The organism is Herbiconiux flava (genome assembly GCF_013409865.1).
Taxonomy (GTDB): domain Bacteria; phylum Actinomycetota; class Actinomycetes; order Actinomycetales; family Microbacteriaceae; genus Herbiconiux; species Herbiconiux flava.
In genome coordinates this window covers 954382-974398 of record NZ_JACCBM010000001.1, presented here as the reverse complement: position 1 = coordinate 974398, position 20017 = coordinate 954382, and the positions used below count along the sequence as shown (strand labels likewise).

At 70.7% G+C, this 20017-nt stretch carries 16 protein-coding genes; 9 read left to right on the top strand and 7 right to left on the bottom strand.

Annotated elements, in window-relative coordinates:
* Positions 1-10: 10 nt before the first annotated feature.
* Positions 11-1105 carry a DNA-methyltransferase gene (locus BJ984_RS04580; protein ID WP_179547020.1) on the bottom strand — a complete coding sequence of 365 codons (1095 nt, stop codon included), beginning with the start codon at positions 1103-1105 and terminating at the stop codon, positions 11-13.
* A gap of 47 nt (positions 1106-1152) precedes the next feature.
* Here BJ984_RS04580 and BJ984_RS04575 point away from each other — a divergent pair, with 47 nt between their 5' ends.
* The 5 genes from BJ984_RS04575 (at position 1153) to BJ984_RS04555 (ending at position 6133) form a co-directional block, all read left to right on the top strand.
* Positions 1153-1440: a GNAT family N-acetyltransferase gene (locus tag BJ984_RS04575; RefSeq protein WP_173181938.1), complete on the top strand. Its 288-nt coding sequence runs from the start codon at positions 1153-1155 to the stop codon at positions 1438-1440.
* 94 nt (positions 1441-1534) lie between these two features.
* A complete protein-coding gene (locus tag BJ984_RS04570; protein ID WP_179547019.1) occupies positions 1535-2140 on the top strand; it encodes a cyclodeaminase/cyclohydrolase family protein in 606 nt (201 codons plus the stop codon).
* Positions 2141-2170: 30 nt separating this feature from the next.
* A complete protein-coding gene (locus BJ984_RS04565; protein ID WP_179547018.1) occupies positions 2171-3445 on the top strand; it encodes an acyltransferase family protein in 1275 nt (424 codons plus the stop codon).
* Between the two features lie 69 nt (positions 3446-3514).
* A complete protein-coding gene (locus BJ984_RS04560; protein ID WP_179547017.1) occupies positions 3515-4687 on the top strand; it encodes a TIGR03617 family F420-dependent LLM class oxidoreductase in 1173 nt (390 codons plus the stop codon).
* 75 nt (positions 4688-4762) lie between these two features.
* Entirely contained in the window at positions 4763-6133 is a 1371-nt protein-coding gene (locus BJ984_RS04555; RefSeq protein WP_179547016.1) for an HNH endonuclease signature motif containing protein, read from the top strand.
* A gap of 103 nt (positions 6134-6236) precedes the next feature.
* Here the strand turns inward: BJ984_RS04555 and BJ984_RS04550 are convergent, their stop codons facing one another.
* From BJ984_RS04550 to BJ984_RS04535, 4 genes are all read right to left on the bottom strand, one after another.
* Positions 6237-6728, bottom strand: a complete 492-nt coding sequence (locus tag BJ984_RS04550) for a heme-binding protein (RefSeq protein WP_179547015.1) — start codon at positions 6726-6728, stop codon at positions 6237-6239.
* Positions 6725-7774 carry a lipoate-protein ligase LplAB gene (locus tag BJ984_RS04545; RefSeq protein ID WP_179547014.1) on the bottom strand — a complete coding sequence of 350 codons (1050 nt, stop codon included), beginning with the start codon at positions 7772-7774 and terminating at the stop codon, positions 6725-6727. Before BJ984_RS04545 ends, BJ984_RS04550 begins: the two co-directional genes overlap by 4 nt.
* A gap of 135 nt (positions 7775-7909) precedes the next feature.
* Complete coding sequence (locus BJ984_RS04540; RefSeq protein ID WP_179547013.1) at positions 7910-8569, bottom strand: response regulator; 660 nt, start codon at positions 8567-8569, stop codon at positions 7910-7912.
* Positions 8566-10290 (bottom strand): sensor histidine kinase, encoded by a 1725-nt coding sequence (locus BJ984_RS04535; protein ID WP_179547012.1) that lies wholly within the window; start codon positions 10288-10290, stop codon positions 8566-8568. Before BJ984_RS04535 ends, BJ984_RS04540 begins: the two co-directional genes overlap by 4 nt.
* 169 nt (positions 10291-10459) lie before the next feature.
* On the opposite strand from BJ984_RS04535, the gene BJ984_RS04530 reads away from it, so the two are divergent.
* The 4 genes from BJ984_RS04530 (at position 10460) to BJ984_RS04515 (ending at position 17593) form a co-directional block, all read left to right on the top strand.
* Positions 10460-11920 (top strand): CitMHS family transporter, encoded by a 1461-nt coding sequence (locus BJ984_RS04530; RefSeq protein ID WP_218870251.1) that lies wholly within the window; start codon positions 10460-10462, stop codon positions 11918-11920.
* 115 nt (positions 11921-12035) lie between these two features.
* Complete coding sequence (locus BJ984_RS04525; RefSeq protein ID WP_179547010.1) at positions 12036-12782, top strand: HAD family hydrolase; 747 nt, start codon at positions 12036-12038, stop codon at positions 12780-12782.
* A 125-nt stretch (positions 12783-12907) separates the two neighbouring features.
* Positions 12908-15607, top strand: a complete 2700-nt coding sequence (locus BJ984_RS04520) for a glycoside hydrolase family 65 protein (RefSeq protein ID WP_218869973.1) — start codon at positions 12908-12910, stop codon at positions 15605-15607.
* Between the two features lie 249 nt (positions 15608-15856).
* Complete coding sequence (locus BJ984_RS04515; protein ID WP_179547009.1) at positions 15857-17593, top strand: cell wall-binding repeat-containing protein; 1737 nt, start codon at positions 15857-15859, stop codon at positions 17591-17593.
* Positions 17594-17646: 53 nt separating this feature from the next.
* On the opposite strand, the gene BJ984_RS04510 is transcribed toward BJ984_RS04515, so the two are convergent.
* A complete protein-coding gene (locus BJ984_RS04510; RefSeq protein ID WP_179547008.1) occupies positions 17647-18957 on the bottom strand; it encodes an alpha/beta hydrolase in 1311 nt (436 codons plus the stop codon).
* Between the two features lie 3 nt (positions 18958-18960).
* Positions 18961-19911, bottom strand: a complete 951-nt coding sequence (locus tag BJ984_RS04505; protein WP_179547007.1) for an alpha/beta fold hydrolase — start codon at positions 19909-19911, stop codon at positions 18961-18963.
* Between the last annotated feature and the right edge of the window lie 106 nt (positions 19912-20017).

Below are 20017 nucleotides of genomic sequence, written 5' to 3'. Positions count from 1 at the left end.
ACGGTATCGATCACGGCGCTGCCGGTACCTCCACCACGCGGGCCGCGGGCAGGCGGCGGCGGATGACGTCGATCGCCGCCTCGTTCCGGTCGACCAGCACGTAGTTGCGCCCGAGCGCCGCCGCGACCGCCCCCGTCGTGCCGCTGCCCGCGAAGAAGTCGAGCACCCAGTCGCCCTCGCGGCTGGACGCCTGCACGATCCGCCGCAGCACCCCCTCCGGCTTCTGGGTCGGGTACCCCGTCTTCTCCCGCCCCGTCGGCGACACGATCGTGTGCCACCAGACGTCCGTCGGCAGCTTCCCGCGCGCGGCCCGCTCGGGCGTCACGAGCCCGGGCGCCATGTACGGCTCGCGGTCGACGGTCTCCGAGTCGAAGTAGTACGTGGAGGGGTTCTTCACGTAGACCAGGATCGTGTCGTGCTTCGTCGGCCACCGGTTCTTCGACTTGGCGCCGTAGTCGTAGGCCCAGATGATCTCGTTCAGGAAGCTCTCGCGCCCGAACAGCGCATCCAGCAGCACCTTCGCGTAGTGCGCCTCGCGGTAGTCGAGGTGCAGGTAGAGCGTGCCGTCGTCGGCGAGCAGCCGCCACGCCTCGACCAGCCGCGGCTCGAGGAACGACCAGTAGTCGTCGAAGCGGTCGTCGTACTGCAGCAGGTCGCCCTTGATGCGGTCGTAGAGGCGCCCCTTGAAGCCGGCGTAGCGGCCGGGTACCGGGTCGGGCGCGGGGTCGGCCGCTGATTCGGGCACGGGGCCGGCCACCGGCTCTGCCGCGGTGACGGTCGCGGGGTCTCCGGCGGGTGCGCCCGTCTCGGTGACCGAGGTCTCGACGGGGGCTGCGGCATCCGGATGCTCGCCCACCGCCTCAGGCAGCGGCACCCGCTTGACCGTGGTCGAGCGACGCGCCTGCGCGCGCCCGGTGTTGAAGGGCGGGTCGAGGTAGATCAGCGTGAACGAGCCGTCGGGGAAGGCGCCGAGCACGGGCAGGTTGTCGGCGTGGACGACGAGCCCCTCGCCCCGGGCGTCGTCGGCGAATTCGTCGAGGGGCGATCGGGCGGCGGGCGCGTCGGTATCGGATGATCCGGCTTCGGGCGATCCGGCGACAGGCATTGTGCAATTCTGGCAGTTCCAAGGTCGGCGGCGTATCGTCGCCCCCGATGAGCACCATGATCCGCAACGAGCCCGGGCAGAACCGCTACACGATCGCCCTCGACGATCAGGTCGCCGGGTTCGCCGACTACCGGCTCGAAGGCTCCCGCATCGTCTTCACCCGCACCGAGGTCGACCCCCGCCGCCGCAAGGCCGGCCTCGCGGGAGCCCTGGTCGAGTACGCCCTCGACGACGTGCGCACCTCGAGCGCCCTCACCGTGGTGCCGCAGTGCACCTTCGTGGCCCACTTCATCGACGCCCACCCCGACTACCAGGAGCTCGTCGACCGCGGTTAACCCGGGGCCGCCTCACCTCGCACCGGCAGCAGCCGAACCACCCGCACCGCGATCGCCCTCCGGCGGCGACGCACGATACGAGAGGCGGATGCCGATGGGCGACGAGATCGGCGCGACCACCGGCGGGGCGTCGGTCCGCGCGTGGCTGGGCCGCCTGGCCGAGCCCGTGGGCGACCCGGGCGGCGGGGCGGCGTCGGGCGTGATGCTGGGCATGGCGTGCGCGCTGACGGCGATGGTGGCGGGGTACTCGCGGCACGAGCATCCGCTGGCCGCCAGGGCGATCGCCGAGAGAGCGGATGCCCGCCGCGAACGCGCCCTCGATCTCGCCGACGTCGACGCGCGGGAGTCGGCCGAGTTCGGGGCCGCCTACCACGAGCCGCGCGGCGAGCCCCGGGACGAGGCGGTGCGCTCCGCCGGGTCCGCCGCCGCCCGCACCTCGGCCGACCTCGCCGAGCTCGCACTCGAGGCGCTCGACGACCTGGAGGCGCTGGCGCCGCTCGCGCCGGCCTTCCTGCGACCCGACGTCGCAGTGGCGGCGGCGGCTCTGCGCGCGGCGCTCACCGGTGCCCGCACGAACCTCGCCGCCGACCTCGACGAGGTCGCCCGGCACGGGGCGTCGGCGGCGCCGTCGCTCGACGAGGGTCTTGCGCGTTTCGACAGGGCGCTGGAGCGTCTCACTGACTTCGAAACCGCTTCTTGATCTTTTCTCATTAAGCTGTAGGGTGGCCCGGTGCCGCGCTCGCCCACCCTCCCGCCACCCGTCGCATCGGCACGGCTGCCGGCACTCGACGGTCTCCGCGGGCTCGCGGCGCTGGCCGTGGCGGTGGGGCACGGGCTGCTCGTGGTGCGCGAGAACGTCGTCGCCGACTGGTGGGGGCCGTCGCCGTTCGGGCTGACGACGAACGCGTTCAGCATCGCGGCCTCGCACGCGGTCTGGCTGTTCTTCGTGCTCTCGGGAGTGGTGCTGACGAAGCTCGCGACGCGCGGGCCGCCGGGCGGCTTCGACTACGGGCGCTACACGCTGTCGCGGCTCGCCCGCCTGTATCTGCCGGTGTGGGCGGCGCTGGCGTTCGTGGTGATCACGGCGCTGTTGGTGCGGCGCACGAGCAGCGGGTTCGGGGCGTGGGCCGACGGGCATCCGACGCACCTCGACCCATGGGCGCTGCTGAACGACGCCACACTGCTCACCGGGACGAGTGGCGCACTCTCCCCGCTCTGGACGCTGCAGTGGGAGGTGCTCTTCTCCCTGCTCCTCGTGCTGTATCTCGCCGTGCTGCGGCGGGTGCCGGCGCTCCTGTCGCTGCCCCTGCTGCTCGCGTCCGCGGCGCTCGGCGGCGTGCTCGGCAACCCGACGCTGCTCTACTTGCCGATGTTCGGGCTGGGCGTGGTGCTCGCGCTCCACTGGGCCGCTCTCGCCCGGATACTGGGGGCCCTCGAGGCCGCGGCGCGACGGCGTCCGGGTGCACTGACGGTCGCGACGGTGCTCGCGCTGGCGGACGCCGGAGAGCTGGCGCTCGTGGGCTGGCAGCTGTCGGCGTCGGGTCTTCCGCCTCCGGTGCGCTCGGTTGTCGAGACCACCGGGCACCTGCTCGCGTCGATGCTGCTGATCGCGCTGGCCGGCCTGTGGCCGCCCGTCCGCCGCGCCTTCTCGTCGAGGCCGCTGGAGTGGCTCGGCCTCGTCTCGTTCAGCCTCTACCTCGTGCACGAGCCCGTGCTGCTCGCGGTGGTGCGCCTCTCGGTGCCGCTGTCGGACGCCGTCTGCGCAGCCGGCCTCTGCCTCTCGACCCCGGAGACGGCCGACGAGATAGTGGCGGGCTCGGCCCTGGCCGCTCTCGGCCCGTTCGGCATCGTCGCCATGGCGATCGGGGCGATCGCGCTCTCCCTCGCGACCGCCACCGCCTTCCACCGCCTCGTCGAACGCCCCGCCCACCGCTTCGCGCAGCACCTTCGCATGCCGGAGACGTCGGCAGCGATTGGAGGGCGCGACCCGCGGGCGGGCAGGTGAGGGGGCGGTGGGTTGTCGTCACCCGACAGGCGAGGGGCGTGCATCCGCTGGTCGTGGTGAGATGTGGGCATGCTCACCGACGAGACCCCCGAAGCCACCGCCGCCACGACGCCCGCCGACGGCGCTGACGCGGCTGATGCCGCTGATGCCGCTGATGCCGCTGATGCCGCTGATGCCGAGTCGACCGGCGTGATCGGCGCGACCGGCGCGACCGGCGGCGGCAAGCGGTTCGCCGTCGACGCCGGGGGCGACATCGCCAGCACCCCCCTGCAGCTCGAGGAGGCCGCGCGCGTCGCCGAGCGCGAGGGGTTCGACGGCGTGCTCGTCACCGAGACGCGGCACGATCCGTTCGTGGCGCTGACGCTGGCCGCGCGGGCGACCGAGCGGGTGCGGCTGTCGAGTGCCATCGCCGTCGCGTTCGCGCGCAACCCCATGAATACGGCCATGCTCGCGAACGATCTGCAGCTCGTGTCGGGCGGGCGGTTCGTGCTCGGACTCGGGTCTCAGGTGAAACCGCACATCGAGCGCCGGTTCTCCATGCCGTGGTCGCACCCGGCCAAGCGCATGCGCGAGTACGTCGAGGCGATCCGCGCCATCTGGGCCAGCTGGGAGACCGGCGATCGCCTGCGCTTCGAGGGTGAGTTCTACTCCCACACGCTGATGTCGCCCGTGTTCAGCCCCGGGCCGAACCCGCACGGCAATCCGCGGATCGCGCTCGCGGCCGTCGGCACGCTGATGACCGAGACGGCGGGGGCGGTCGCCGACGGGTTCCTCAGCCACAGCTTCACCACGGCACGGTACCTCCGCGAGGTGTCGTTGCCGGCGCTCGAGCGCGGGCGGGCATCCGCTGACCGTGCCGGTGAGCCGGTCGAGGTCAGCCTGCCCGCGCTGGTCGCCGTCGGCCGCACGGATGCCGAACTCGACACCGCGACCACCGCCATCAAGAAGCAGATCGCCTTCTACGGCTCGACGCCCGCCTACAAGGGCGTGCTCGAGCTGCACGGCTGGGGCGAGCTGCACGAGCGGATGCACGCGGGGTCGGTTAAGGGCGAGTGGGACGCCATGACGTCCCTGGTCACCGACGAGGTGCTGGCGGAGTTCGCCGTCGTAGGCTCCCCCACCGAGGTCGCGGCGCAGCTGCGGGACCGCTTCGCCGGCGTCGTGCAGCGCCTCTCGTTCTCGACGCCCTACCCGGTGCAGGCCGACGTCTGGCCCGAGCTCCTCGCCGCGCTGAACGAGTAGCCGAGCGCAAGAATCTCGGGCACATGCAAATACATGAACCGAGCTTTCATCAGGTATTTCTGATAGAATCTCAGCATGGAATCAGAGGGCCAGCTCAAGGGGATCGCCGACGATCTCCGCGTCGCTCTGGGCGCAGCGATCAGCGGGATGGCGGGTCTCACCGACGAGGCACTTCTCGAGGTCATGGCCGACTTCGAGGCGATCGCGCGGCTGGCCTCGGCAGGGCAGGTGCACGCCGCCGGTGAGGTCGCGGTGCGGTCACGCACCGAGCTCGGCGACGAGGGGCTCAGCCGGTCGCAGAACTTCACGACACCGGTCGCGCTGGTCGCGAAGGTCACCGGGGCGTCGGCGCGGGCGTGCAAGGCGCGGCTCGAGCTCGGGCGGAAGCTTCGCGGGTCGATGCTGCTGGGTGGTGGCGAAGGGCCGGCGCCCTTCCCGGCGGTCGCCCGCGTGCTCGATGAAGGCGTGCTCGGCGTCGAGGCGGCGTCGGCCATCGTGAAGCAGTGCAGTGCGCTCGCCGACCGCGGATGCTCGCCCGACGTCGTGACCCTCGCCGAGGAGACCCTGGTCGATCAGACCCTCTCGTGCCGGCTGACCGCCGACGAGACCTTTCGAGCCGCAATTCACCTGCGCGAGGTGCTCGACCCCGACGGCGCCGAACCGCGTGACGAGGTGCTGCAGATGCGGCGCTCGCTCACGATCGCGCTGGCCCCGGATGGGATGTACCGGGGCAAGTTCGCGCTCACGCCCGAGCAGGGCGGGGTCTGGTTTGCGAGCATCCGAGCGTTGCAGAGCCCGCGCGTGACCGGGCCGCGATTCGTCGATGGAGACGAATACGCGACCGCGGATGGCCGCACGCAGGCGCAGAAGAACGCCGACACCGTGACTGAGTTGATCGCCCGCGCTGCTGGCGCCGAGGACATGCCGCGCATCAACGGAGCCACCGCCACCGTCAACGTGCACATGACCCTCGACGACCTCGAAAAGGGACGCGGAGTCGGCTGGATCGACGGCATCGACCAGCCCGTTCCCGCCTCCACCGTCGAGCAGCTCCGGTGCTCATCGCCGGTCGCGGCGACCCTGTTCGGCGACAAGGGCGAGGTCCTGTACCACGGCAAGGCCAAGCGGCTCTTCACTGCGGCGCAGAACAGGGCACTAGCGGCCCGAGACGGCGGATGCGTGTGGCCCAGCTGCGACAGGCCACCCTCATACTGCGAGACACATCATGCGAACGAGTGGGTTTCAGACGATCATCCGCCCGGAAGAACCGACATCGACAACGGCGTCCTCCTCTGCCACTTCCACCACTCCCACCTGCACAAATCGCCATGGAAACTGACCATGCACGACGGGGTGCCGCATCTCATCCCGCCGAGATGGGTCGACACGGAACAGACACCGATCCCGACCACCCGGCGACGCACCATCCAGCGACCCGCCGCCTAGCCAACCATCGCATCCGTAGGCAAGCGCGAAGCGCGCGGCAGCACACACGGCTGCCGCGCGCTGACGCGCTTGCCCGAGATGGACATGGCCGGGTTGCAGAGGGCTAGCGGGCCAGGTAGGCCGCGAGGGCGTCCGCCGCAAGCTTGTGGTCGACCACGTCGGGCTCGCCCGAGGCCGTGAGGGTGCCGAGCAGCTCCCCGCGCACGAAGAGCGGGATCGCTCCGCCGTGAGCCCGCATCACCGCGTGGTCGACCGCGGGCTCATCGAGCTCGTCGAAGCGGGTGCCGGCCGCCTCGTGCCGACGGCGCACCAGCAACGACGGCACACCGAAGTAGACCGCCACAGCGGCCTTGCCCGCGAGCCAGAAGTCGTTCTCCGGTCCGGTCGCTCCGAGTTTCGACCGGAACACCAGGTCGCCCGCGAGCACGATGTCGACCGCGAGGTCGAGGCCGCGGGAGCGCACGAGGTCGGCGGCGATCACACCGAGGTCGAGAGCATCCGACTTCGAGAAGGACTCGACGTCGAACACCGGCGCCACCTCGAGGTCGTCGACGGTGAAGACGGGCAGAGACGGGAGGGAGTCGGCGGCGCTCACGGCACCCGCCCGATCCACTCGGGCGTCGCGAACTTCGTGCGCACCAGCTCCTCGGCGGCCGCCCGCTCCGAGGCGGTGATCGAGTCGGGCACCGCTCCGTACAGGCCGGTGAACGTCGCGATCAGCCGGTCGATGATCTCGGCGCGCGAGAGCCCGGTCTGGCTGCGCAGCGGGTCGACGCGCTTGGCGGCCGAGGTGGTGCCCTTGTCGCTCATCTTCTCGCGGCCGATTCTCAAGACCTGAGTCATCTTCTCGCCGTCCATGTCGTAGCTCATGGTGGCGTGGTGCAGCACGGCGCCGTTGCCGAGGCGCTTCTGCGCGGCGCCGCCGATCTTGCCCTTGACCGAGGAGATGTCGTTCAGCGGCTGGTAGAACGCCTCGATGCCGAGCGACTTTAGCGCGGTGATCACCCACTCGTCGAGGAAGGCGTAGGAATCCGCGAAGCTCATGCCCTGCACGAGCGCCGCCGGAGCGTAGATGGAGTAGGTGACGACCGAGTTCGCGTCCATGAACATGGCGCCGCCGCCCGAGATGCGCCGCACGACCTCGAAGCCGTACTTCGCGGCATTGTCAGGGTCGACCTCGTTCTTCAGCGATTGGAAGCTGCCGATCACGACGGCGGGCTCGTTCCACTCCCAGATGCGCAGCGTCGGCTTGCGGCGGCCCTCGCCGACCTCGTTCGTCAGCACCTCGTCGAGCGCGAGCTGCATCTGCGGCGTCTCGGGGCCGGTGTGGATGAGCTGCCACTCGTACGCGTCCCAGCTCGTCGCCCGCGCGAGCGAGCGCCGCACCGCGACCGCCACCGCCTCGGGCGTGAAGCCGAGCAGCACGGCCCCCTCGGGCAGCGCCCTGCGCACGGCGGCCGCGATGGTGGCCGCGTCGCTATCGGCGGGCAGCCCGTTCACCGCCTCGTCGATCAGCGGCAGGGCGTCGTCGGGTTCGAGGAAGAAGTCGCCGGCCAGCCGGAAGTTCTGGATGCGGCCGTCGACCTCGTCGAGATCGACCACCACCAGCTTGCCGCCGGGCACCTTGTATTCACCGTGCATGCGTTCAGCGTACGCGAACAACACCAGCCCTGGCCCGAACCGCCACCTATAGAGCGGTGGTCGCGCGCACGCTTGGCGAACTCCGCCAGCGGCGGGGTGGAGGTGAGCAGAGCAGACGAGCGGATGCGCGGCCGCTCAGCGAGGCAGCCGATACCGGTGCTCGGGCCGCCCGGTGCTTCCGTACCGCAGCTCGACGAGCAGCTGGCCGTCGTGCGCGAGCGCCGACAGGTACCGCTGCGCCGTCGCACGCGAGATGCCGAGCTGCGCCGCCACCACGGGCGCCGACAGCGCATCCGGAGACTGAGCCAACGCCTCGAGCACCGACTGCTCGGTCGGAGAGCGCCGCGCCGCTGCATCACGGGTGGCCGAGCCGTGCAGCACCCGGCGGGCGCGGTCGATGGTCTCCTGGTCGAGCTCTGGCTGGGCGTCGAGCAGGTTGCGGTAGCGGGTGTAGCCGCGCAGCACCTCGGCGAGCGCCTCGTCGGCGAAGGGCTTCACGAGGTAGGCGAAGGCGCCGCGCTGGAACGAGGTGCGCACGGCCGCGGCCGTCACCGCGGCGCTCAGCACGATCGCGTCGAGGTCGTAGCCGCGCACGAGGTCGAGGCCCGAGCCGTCGGGCAGGTAGATGTCAGCGAGCAGCAGCTCGGGCCGCGCCGCCTCGATCGCGGTGCGGGCCTCGGCGATCGAGCCGGCGGTCGCGACCACGGTGTAGCCGCCGGTCGCCTCGACGATGCGGGTGTGCAGCCGGGCGACGTGGAAGTCGTCGTCCACGATGACGACGCGCAGCTCGCTCATGAGCCGTCCTCCTTCTCGAACTGGCCGTGCAGCTCGGCGCAGAACACGGCTCCGTGGTCGGATGCCCCGGCCATCGCCAGCCACAGCCGCCCCCCGTGGCGCCGGGCCACGTCGGCCGAGAGGCGCAGGCCGATGCCGTGCCCGTGCACCGCCTCGGGGCCCTCCGGCGGAGCGGCCGGCGCGGTCGACGAGGGCTCCCCCGCACCGTCCCCCGAGTCCATCACCGACAGGTGCAGCTCGTCCCCGTGCCGCAGGGCCTCGACCTCAACCCACCGGGGCGTCCGCGCCGATCGCGCCGCCGCGTCGATCCCGTTGTCGACGAGGTTGCCGAGCACGGTCGTCACGTCCTCCGGATGCACGAGCGAACCCACCACGTCGGCGTCCGGCCCCACCCGCAGCATCACCCCGCGCGCCTCGGCCTCGGCCGCCTTGGCGCCGAGGAAGGCCTGCAGGTACGGCTCCCGCACGAGCTGCGCGTTCTCGACCGGGAACCGCACCGGCCCGTGCCCCGCGACCTGGTCGAGGTACTCCAGCGCCTGCGCCGTGTCACCGGCCCGCACGAGCCCCGACACCACGTGGATGCGGTTCGCGAACTCGTGCCGCTGCTCCCGCAGCGCGCCGGCGAGCGTGCCGACGGCGCTGAGCCGCCGGGTCAGGTCCTCGACGTCGGTGACGTCGCGCACGATCACGACGCGGCCGAGCAGCCGCGCATCCCGCCGCACCTCGTGCACGTCGACGTAGAGCAGGTGCCCGGCGACGAGCAGCGGCTCGGCGAGGGCCGAGGACGAAGCCGACGACGACGGCGCAGGCGACGACGACGCGCCACCCGCCACCCTCTCCCGCACCCCCGCATCCGTCACCACGGAGTCGAACGCCCGCCCCACCGCGCCCGGCAGCGAGATCCCCAGCAGCGAGGCGGCCCGGTCGTTGCACACCGTCACCACCCCGTCGACTGACAGCCCCACCACCCCGTCGTCGACGCCCTGCAGCACGGCCTGCTGATCCTGCACGAGGCTGAGCAGCTCCTCGGGCTCGAGGCCGAGGGTGGTCGCGCGCAACCGCCGGGTGATGAACGCGGCGAGCACCGCTCCGACGCCGAGGGCGAGGGCGGTCGAGAGACCCACGGGAAGCGCATCCGTCAGCACCGTCGACCACACCTCGAGCGGCGGCAGTCCCACGCTCACCTCGCCGACGACCCGCGTGGGGTCGGCCAGCCCGTAGATCGGCACCTTCGCGCGGGCCGAGTCGCCGAGGGTGCCGCTCTCCCAGCTGACGGTCTCCTGCCCGGCCAGCGCCGCGTCGGGGCTGGTCGAGACCGGGTCGCCGATCTCGTCGGGGTTCGGATGCGCGAGCCGCCGCCCCGTGTCGTCGGTGACCACCACGAACAGCGCTCCGGTGCGCTGCTCGATCGCGCGGGCGTAGTCGTCGACCGTGCCGTCGACCAGCTCGGCATCCGTGGACGGCGTCGGCCGGTCGCTCTCGGCCTCCGCCGCCTGGCGCACCGACGGCGTCTCGGCGACGCTCTGCGCGACCCGGAGCGCCGACTCCTGGGTCTGCTGCACGAGCCGGTTGAAGCCGGTGAGGGCGAAGAGGGCGACCGTGATGAGCGAGACGAGGATCATCGCCGCCACGATGGAGCGGTTGACCTGGGTGGTGAAGGGGGCGCGTCGCGGCAGGGTGCGGCCGCGCATCCGCTCGCCCGTCTGCAGCCTCGTCGCCATGCCGGAATGCTAACCCGGCGACCGGGCGCCCCGTGAGCAGAATGCGCAGAACGCGCTCAACGCGCTCTTCGCGGCAAATGCGCAGTAGCGCGCGCCGCACCGGGCCCTCTTCCTAGTCTTCCGGAAACAGACGAAGGAGTCTCCCGTGCTCGTACTACTCGGATTCGGAATGGTCGCCGCCTTCATGGTGCTGATCATGACCAAGCGCATGACGCCCGTGCTCGCCCTGATCATTGTGCCGACCATCTTCGGCCTGTTCGCGGGAGCCGGGCTCGGCATCGGCGACATGGCGCTCGACGCGATCGGCGGGCTCGCCCCCACCGCGGCGCTGTTGATGTTCGCCATCATCTACTTCGGCCTGATGATCGACGTGGGGCTGTTCGACCCGCTGGTGCGCCTGATCCTGAGGCTCGTCGGCAACGACCCCGTGAAGGTCGTGGTGGGCACGGCCCTGCTGGCCGCGGTCATCTCGCTCGACGGCGACGGATCGACCACCTTCATCGTCGTCACCAGCGCCCTGCTGCCGATCTACCTGCGCCTCGGCCTCAGCCCGGTCGTGCTGACCTGCGTCGCCGGCCTCGCCAACGGCACCATGAACATCCTGCCCTGGGGCGGGCCCACCGCCAGGGCCGCAGCGGCGCTCGAACTCTCGCCGAGCGACGTGTTCACCCCGATGATCCCGTCGATGCTGGCCGGGCTGGCCGTGATCTTCCTGTTCGCGTGGCACCTGGGCCGGCTTGAGCGCAAGCGGCTCGGGTCGCTGGCGCTGCCGGGTGAAGAGAGCGAGGTCCCGGATGCCCGTGCCGGCTCGTCGCGCGGCGGACTGTTCCGGCGCCCGGCCTCGCCCCGTCCCGGCTCGGGTTCGGCGGCTCGCGGCGGTCGTGGCGGCTCGGGTTCGGCGCGCACCGCCACGCAGGTCGAACGCATCTCGACCGGTGCCCTGCAGGCCCTCGTCAACCCGGCCGACACCGCGATGGCCGACACGATGCTCGACCCGAACCGCCCCACGCTCCGCCCCAAGCTGTTCTGGTTCAACCTCGTGCTGACCGTCGCCGTGATGGTGCTGCTCGTCGCCGACGTGCTCCCGCTCGCCTACGTCTTCATGGCGGGCAGCGCGGTCGCGATCCTGGTGAACTTCCCGCGGGTCTCGCAGCAGGCCGAGCGCATCGTCGCCCACGCCCCCTCCATCGTCGGCGTCGTGTCGATGGTGCTGGCGGCCGGCGTGCTGATCGGCGTGCTCGAGGGCACCGGCATGGTCGACGCCATGGCCGCCTGGGTCGCCTCCTCCATCCCCGCCTCGCTGGGCGCGTTCTCGGCCGTGATCACGGGGCTGCTGAGCATCCCGATGACCTTCTTCCTGTCCAACGACGCCTTCTACTTCGGCATCCTGCCGGTGCTGGCCGAGAGCGCCTCGGCCTTCGGCATCGACCCGGTCGACATGGCCCGGGCCTCGATCACCGGCCAGGTCGTGCACATGCAGAGCCCGCTGGTTCCGGCCATCCTGCTGCTCGTCTCGCTCGCCGGGGTGAACCTGGGCGACCACCACAAGAAGGTGCTCTGGCGGGCCGTCGTGGTCGCGCTGGTGATGCTCGCGGTGGGCGTCGGCATCGGCGCGATCGGCATCGGCTGATGCCCGGGCCGGCACCGGCGCATCCCCTCGGCCGATGCCGGCTCGCGGCTCACCGCGCCCGTGATCGAAACACGGCGATTACATGTCGTTCACGTCGAGCGCGTACCGTTTGACCATGACCGAAACCGCAGTCCGCGACCAGACGCGCATCGCCTCCTCGAAAGCGTTCCTGTTCGACCTCGACGGAGTGCTCACGCCCACCGTCGACGTGCACATGCGCGCCTGGTCCCGCCTCTTCACGCCGTACCTCGAGGCGCACGGTGCCGCGCCCTACAGCGACGACGACTACTACCTCCACATCGACGGCAAGCCGCGCTTCGACGGCGTGAAGTCGCTGCTCGACTCGCGCGGCCTCTCGCTGCCCGACGGCACGCCGGACGACCCGGCGGGCGAGGGCACCGTCTGGGCACTCGGCAACCGCAAGAACGACGCCTTCGCCGCCGCCCTCCGCGAGGACGGGATCGCCCCCTATCCGGGCTCGGCCGTCATGCTCGACCGGGCCATCGCGGCCGGCTACGAGGTGGCCGTGGTGTCGAGCTCCCGCAACGCGGAGGCCGTGCTGACGACGGCCGGCATCCGCGACCGCTTCGACGTGATCGTCGACGGGATGGTCGCCGCGGCCGAGGGCATCTCGGGCAAGCCGGCGCCCGACACCTACCAGCGCGCGGCCACACTGCTCGGCCTCCCGACGAGCGAGTGCATCGTGGTCGAGGATGCGCACTCGGGCGTGCAGGCCGGCCGCGACGGCGACTTCGCCCTCGTCATCGGCGTCGACCGCGGGGTCGGGGCCCAGGAGCTGCTCGACTCCGGGGCGGACATCGTGGTCGACGACCTCGACGAGCTGCTGCCGTCGCTGCGCTGACCGCGCGTCCTCTCCTGCACTTCTTCGCCTGCGGTGCTTTCCGTGCCCAGGCGCTGCACCGCGCATCCGCTGTTCGCTAGCATCGATCGACCCGTCACCGCGTTCCCTCCCCGAGAAAGCATCCGATGAACCCCATCGCCTCCGATCCGCTCGACCGCACCCAGTTCCCGCTCGACGAGTGGGCGCTCACCGAAGCCGAGTTCCACACGGCCACGCAGGGCCGCACCGAGACGCTGTTCGCGGTCGGCAACGGCTACCTGGGCCTCCGCGGCAACTTCGAGGAGGGCCACAAGGCCTACGCCGAGGGCACCTTCATCAACGGCTTCCACGACACCTGGCAGATCAAGCACGCCGAGGAGGCGTACGGCTTCGCCCGGGTGGGGCAGACGATCGTGAACGTGCCCGACGCACGGGTCATCCGCCTCTACGTCGACGACGAGCCGTTCGTGGTGGCCGATGCCGACACCATCGAGTACTCGCGCCGGCTCGACTTCAGGACGGGCGTGCTCGAGCGGGTCGTGGAGTGGCGCACGCCCTCGGGCAAGCGGGTGCTCATCCGTTCGCGCCGGCTGGTCTCGTTCACCGACCGGCACCTCGCCGTCATCGACTACGAGGTCACCATGCTCGACTCCGACGCCTCGGTGCTCATCTCGAGCCAGATCCTCAACCGGCAAGACAGGGTCGACGAGTACACCCCCGTGGCGGGAGCGGGCGGAGCCGGCATCGGCGACCCGCGCAAGGCGTCCTCGTTCAGCGAGCGGGTGCTGCTCCCGCGCTTCAAGTGGATCCACGAGGGCCGCTACGTGCTCGGCTACCGCGCGGCGAACTCGGGCATGACCCTGGCGGTCGGCGCCGAGCACCACCTCGAGACCGCCAACGAGTGGGACGAGTCGGCGCAGATCGACGACGACATCGCCAAGCAGGTCTACCGCGTGCGCGCGAAGGCCGGGCAGCGCATCCGTCTGGTCAAGACCATCGCGTACCACACCTCCTCCACGGTGCCCACGTCCGAGCTCGCCGACCGGGCGAACCGCACGCTCGACCGCATCCGCGAGACGCCGATCGAAGAGGTGTTCGCGCGGCAGGAGGAGTGGCTGGCCGACTTCTGGCGGCGCTCCGACGTCGTCATCCCGGGGCAGCCGGCCGTGCAGCAGGCCGTGCGCTGGAACATCTTCCAGCTCGCCCAGTCGACCGCGCGCACCGACGGCGGCGGCATCGCCGCGAAGGGCGTCTCGGGCTCGGGCTACGGCGGCCACTACTTCTGGGACACGGAGATCTACGTGCTCCCCTTCCTCACGTACACCTCGCCGCAGGTGGCGCGCAACGCGCTGCGCTTCCGGCAGGGCATGCTGCCCGCCGCCCGCGACCGCGCGGTCGAGCTGAACCAGCGCGGGGCGCTGTTCCCCTGGCGCACGATCAACGGCCTCGAGTCCTCGGCCTACTACGCGGCCGGCACGGCGCAGTACCACATCGACGCCGACATCTCCCACGCACTCTCGCAGTACGTGGCGGCCACCGGCGACGACGACTTCCTGCGCCGCGGCGCCATCGACATCCTGGTCGAGACGGCGCGAATGTGGGCCGACCTCGGCTTCTGGCGCGGGCGCGAGGGCGACCACGGGCCGCAGACCTTCCACATCCACGGCGTCACCGGGCCCGACGAGTACACCACCGTCGTCAACGACAACCTCTTCACCAACGTGATGGCGCGGGCGAACCTCCGTGCCGCCGTGCGTCAGGCCCGGCGGCTGCGACACGAGTCCCCCGACGACTACGCCGCGATGGCCAAGCGCCTCGACCTCACCGAGGACGAGATCGAGGAGTGGTCGGAGGCGGCGGAGGCCATGCACATCCTCTTCGACGCCGACCTCGGCATCCACCCGCAGGACGCGCAGTTCCTCGAGAAGGAGCTGTGGGACCTCGAGAACACGCCCGCCTCGAAGCGGCCGCTGCTGCTGCACTTCCACCCGCTGGTGATCTACCGCTTCCAGGTGATCAAGCAGGCCGACGTGGTGCTCGCCCTGTTCCTGCAGGGCGACGAGTTCACCACCCGCGAGAAGCGGGCGAACTTCGAGTACTACGACGCGCTCACCACCGGTGACTCGACCCTGTCGGCCTCGACGCAGGCCATCATCGCGGCCGAGGTCGGCTACCGCGAGCTCGCACTCGGCTACTTCCAGGCGGCGCTGTTCGTCGACCTCGGCGACCTGCACCACAACACGGCCGACGGCATCCACGTGGCGTCGACGGGCGGTGTGTGGAGCGCGCTGGCGTTCGGCTTCGGCGGCATGCGCGACTACCTCGGCAAGTTCACCTTCGACCCGCGGCTGCCCGAGGAGTGGGAGTCGATGGTGTTCCACGTGACCATCCACGGCTCGCTGATCGAGGTCGACCTGCGGCAGCACGAGATGACCTTCACGATCCTCGGCCCCTCGGCGCCCACTCCGGTGGCGGCGCTCGACGGGGTGGCAGCTGCCGCGGGCGGCGGGGTCGCGGCTGCCGCGGGCGGCGGCGGGCGCGGCGGAGCCGGCGACACGGGGTCGACCACCGCCCCTGCCGCCACCGCCCCTGCCGGGCGCTACGCCTCCCCCTCGACGCAGTCGAACCGCTCGGTCGAGGTATGGGTGCGCGGCGAGCGCGTGCTCCTCGTGTCCGGAACCCCGGTCACCGTCCCGCTGGCCGACGACCGCCCCACCATCGAGGGCGCGCCGACCACCTCCGACATCGAGGGCACGATGCGCGCCGACGGCTCGGTCATCACCGCCTCCATGCCCACGATCGTCTCCGACATCGAGGGCCCGGAGTCGATCGTCGGCTTCGACTGACCTCCATGCCCACGCTCCGCTACTGATCCGCAAATTCAGCGGCCAAGCTGATTATCCATCACTATTCTGATACAGTTTGCAGTTATGATCAATTCTCGGTTTCTCCGTGTCGGTACAGCCGTACTACTCCTCGTCGGCGCTTTCACCGTCCCGACGGGCGCAGTGTCCTCGGCGTCCGCCGCCGGGTCTCGAGATCTCGATCTCGCGCTTGCGGACACACTCGCCGTTCCCGGTGCGATCGCCTCGGGCATGAAGATCGACAGCACGAGCCATTTCGGCTACGTCGTCGACAAGGCCTCGAAATCCGTTCTCGTCTATGACCTGTCTGAGAGTTCTTTCATCCCCGTGACGTCGATCCCGACGGGGCTCGCGTTCCCGGTCGCGACAGCGCTCGACGAGAACGCCCACCGACTGGCAGTGGCTGATCTCAACAAGCCCTCGGTGGCCATCATCGACACCGATCGGGCATCGGGGTCGGTCAACACCCTTCTGACGACGGTCGGTACCGGGTCGGTCACTCCTCTGACCGTCGACATCGACAATGGCTACGTCTATGCGGGAGATTTCGGCACCAGTGACCGCGTCGCACGAGTGTCGATCGCCGACGGAACCGTGTCCTATTACGGGACCAGCTCGAGGAGTCTGAAGAAGAGCTTGGCGGTGGATCCCGTGTCCCACATCGTCTATGCCGCAATCCTGGACGACAAGACGATCTGGGAATTGCGTCCTGACGGCACCAGCATTCCGCACGCCATCGGTTTCCAACCCACGGGGATGGCCATCGCGTCCGGCGACGTCCTCGTATCAAGCGGCTCAGGTCTGAGCAGGTTCGATACGAAGACCTGGAGTGTCACTGCCACCGCACCAGCATTAGCCAACACGGGAGACGTCGAGGTCGATCTCGAGCGGCAAGTGATCTACGTGCCAGGGGGCGCGGGCGAAGTGAATATGCTCAATGCCAGCACCCTGGCGATCGAGGGAAAGGTCGTCACGAAGGGCTCCATCCTTGATGTGGACCACAGCGTAGGCACACTCGTGTCAGCAGGCTCGACGGTGGTGGAGCTGTACACGGCCTCGCCCACGGTGACGCGGGTCGGGGGCGCCGATCGGTTTGAGACGTCGGCGGCGATCTCAAGGCGGCAATTCGCCTCGTCGCCCTTGGTGGCGTTCGTCGCTTCGGGTGCGGGGTTCGCCGATGCACTCAGTGCCTCCGCGGCCGCAGGTGCACAAGGCGGCCCAGTGCTCCTCACCGAGCGGGACAAGATTCCGGCGGCGATCGCGGCCGAACTTTCTCGCTTGAAGCCGCAGCACATCGTCGTGATGGGTGGAACGGTGGCGGTGAGCGCGGCAGTTCAGACGGCGCTGGAGTCGTACTCCCCAGACGTGACCCGCCTCAGCGGAGCAGATCGGTTCGAGGTGTCAGCTGCGGTGTCCCGCGCGACCTTCGGCCCCACGCGTCCGGTCGCCTACGTAGCGTCCGGAACCAACTTCCCCGATGCGCTTTCCGGCTCGGCAGCCGCCGGCGCACTAGGGGGCCCAGTGCTCCTCGTCACCCCCGACACCATCCCCGACCCTGTGAAGAAGGAACTCGAGCGACTGACCCCTGCCAAGATCGTCGTTCTCGGCGGCACTGCGGCAATCAACGAATCGGTCGTCGATACGCTCAAGACCATCCAGCCGAACACCCGTCGCACGGCGGGAGCTGATCGCTTCGCCGTGTCAGCGGCCGTGTCCAAGGGGGTCTTTCCGACTCCCACCTCCACCGTGTACGTCGCGTCGGGTTCCAGCTATGCAGACGCGCTCTCTGGTGCTGCAGCGGCGATCGCAACGGGCTCACCCGTGCTGCTCGTAGGCCCGACCAGCATTCCGGCCGACATCGCCCGAGAGCTTGACCGACTCGATCCGCGACGGATCGTCATCCTGGGCGGGACGCAGGCAGTCGACCCGGCTGTAGAGGCGCAGCTCCGGTCCTACATAGCCGTCTGACCCCGCGCGCGGGTTACCCTACGCCCGCCCGCACGGGTCGCCAAAGTTAGCGGCTACGCGGGCGGGGCCAGGCCGAGGCGCGGGTAGAGGAGGCCGAAGCCGTAGCTGAGGCCGCCGCGGATGGCGTCCTGCACGTGGCCGGCGCCGGGGACGACGTAGTACGTCGTCTTCCAGCCGGCCGCTGTGGCCGCCGCCGAGGCCGAGGCCGCCTCGGGCAGGAAGGCCGGGTCGTTGCCGCCGACCGTGAAGACCGCGAAGGTGTCGGGATAGGCGTGCGCCCCCGACGTCAGGATGCTCTCCGGCTTCTCCGCTTCGAAGGCCGCCACGTCCCCGCCGAAGAGCGAGGCGATCACCTGGTCGGGCTCCTCTGATCCGGGGTACTCCTCGCCCGAGATGTCGAAGACGTTGCCGAAGATCTCGGGGTACTTCGCGCCGTACTTGAACGCGCATCCGCCGCCGTTGGAGTAGCCCGCGATGGTCGTGTGGGCCGGGTCCTTCAGGATGTTCAGGTTCGAGCGCGCCCAGTTGACGACGTCCTGCGTGATGAACGTCTCGGCGTCGCCGAGGGCCGCGGTGTCAGCGCAGACCGGGTCCTGGTTGGGGTCGCCGAGCTGGTCGGCGACGATGACGATCGGTGCCAGGCCGTCGTGCGACGCGGCGTAGCTGTCGAGCGCATCCGCCACGAAGTCGGTCTCGGGGTTGCCCGGCTGGCCCATCATCAGCAGCAGGAACGGCAGGGCCGGGGCGCCCTCGACCAGCGCGGCCGGCGGCAGGTAGATGCCCGCGGGGCGGGACGTGAAGCCGGAGGCCGTGGGCGGGATGACCTGCGTGCCCTGGGTGCCCACCGTCGGCATGCCGGCCGGCGGCTTCCAGGTCTCGTAGAGGGGCTTGCCCGCATCCGGGTCGTCGGTCGAGGTGGGCTGCGGCGAGTTCGTCGGGATGACGATCGGATGCTCGACCGTGATGCCGAGGAGCGACGCCACCGTCGGGTTGAGGCCGAACCAGGCGTTGACGCCGAGGGCGCCCGACGCCGCGAACAGCAGCACGCCCAGAACGGCGATGACCTTGCGCCACCACCGCGAGCGCCACAGGTTCACCACCGCGACCCCGACGGCGGCGAAGGTCGCGACGGCGATCGCCTTCACCTGGATCGGCAGCGCGATGCCGAAGGCGTCGGTGAGCTCGGCCCACGCGATCACGCCGAAGGCGACGAGCGCCCCGGCGAGCAGGCCGATCAGCACGGTCAGCAGCCAGCGGATGCCCGGCGGGCGCACGAGCAGGTAGACGAGCACGACGGCCGAGAGGGCGACCACGACCCAGATCAGGGGGCCGTCGATGATGGGCAGCTCGAGCAGCGCCTCCACGGTCTACTCCCCTGCCGTCGGCGAGGAGAGCGACGAGCCGGCGCCTCCGGCGGCGCCGGGCGGCGACACGTGGCGCTCCAGCCACGCGAGCAGGTCGCGCACCACCTCGTCGCGGTTGGTCTCGTTCAGGATCTCGTGCCGCGCATCCGGATACACGTGCAGCTCGACGTCGCTCAGCTTCGACCGCTCGAGGTAGGCGCGCCGCAGCTTGGTGGCGCTCGCCCGCCCACCGAGGATGTCGTCGTCGCCCACGATGATGAGCATGGGCACGTCGGCGACGAGGTGCCGGGACGGCCGGCCGAACAGGCGCAGACCGTCGGCCACTCCGAACAGCTTGAGCACCTCGGCGGGGAACATGAGCTCGTCGGAGGCGGCGCGCTGCTGCGCCTCGACGTCGCGCGAGAGCCACTCGAAGCCGTTGCCGGGTGCGCCCGGGCTGCCCTTCGCAGGGCGGTGCCGTCGGGTGAGGTCCCCGCCGTCCATCGACCCGGGCATCCGGTACGCCGTGCCGACGAGCACGACGCCCGCGTAGTGCGCCAGCGCGGGCGTGTTGACGAGCATCTGCACCATCAACGAGCCCCAGCTGTGGCCGAGCAGCACGAGGGGCACCTCCGGATGCTCGCGCGCGACCTGCACGCCCAGCTGACGGATGTCGTCCACCGTCGCCCGCAGCCCGCCCGGCCCGAGCCGGCCCATCTTCGAGCGGTCGCCGCCGTGCTGGGCGAGGCCCGTGGCGCCGTGTCCGCGCTGGTCGGCGGCGTAGACGCTGTAGCCGGCCCCGTTCAGCTCGGCCGCGAGGGCGGCGTAGCGCAGGGCGTGCTCGCCGAGACCGTGCGAGATCTGCACGACGGCCCGGGGCTGCTCGACCGTCCAGCCGTAATAGGTGATGGCGATACCCTGCTCGTCCTCGAACACGGCGGTGAAGTGCGCGCTCGGCGGCGGCTGCTCAGGCATACGTCATTGTGGCACTGCGCACAGACGAGCAGGGGACCGCCGGCACCCCCATTACGGAGCACCCGCGCATCCGCCCCTCTCGACGAACCGAGCACCCGCGCATCCG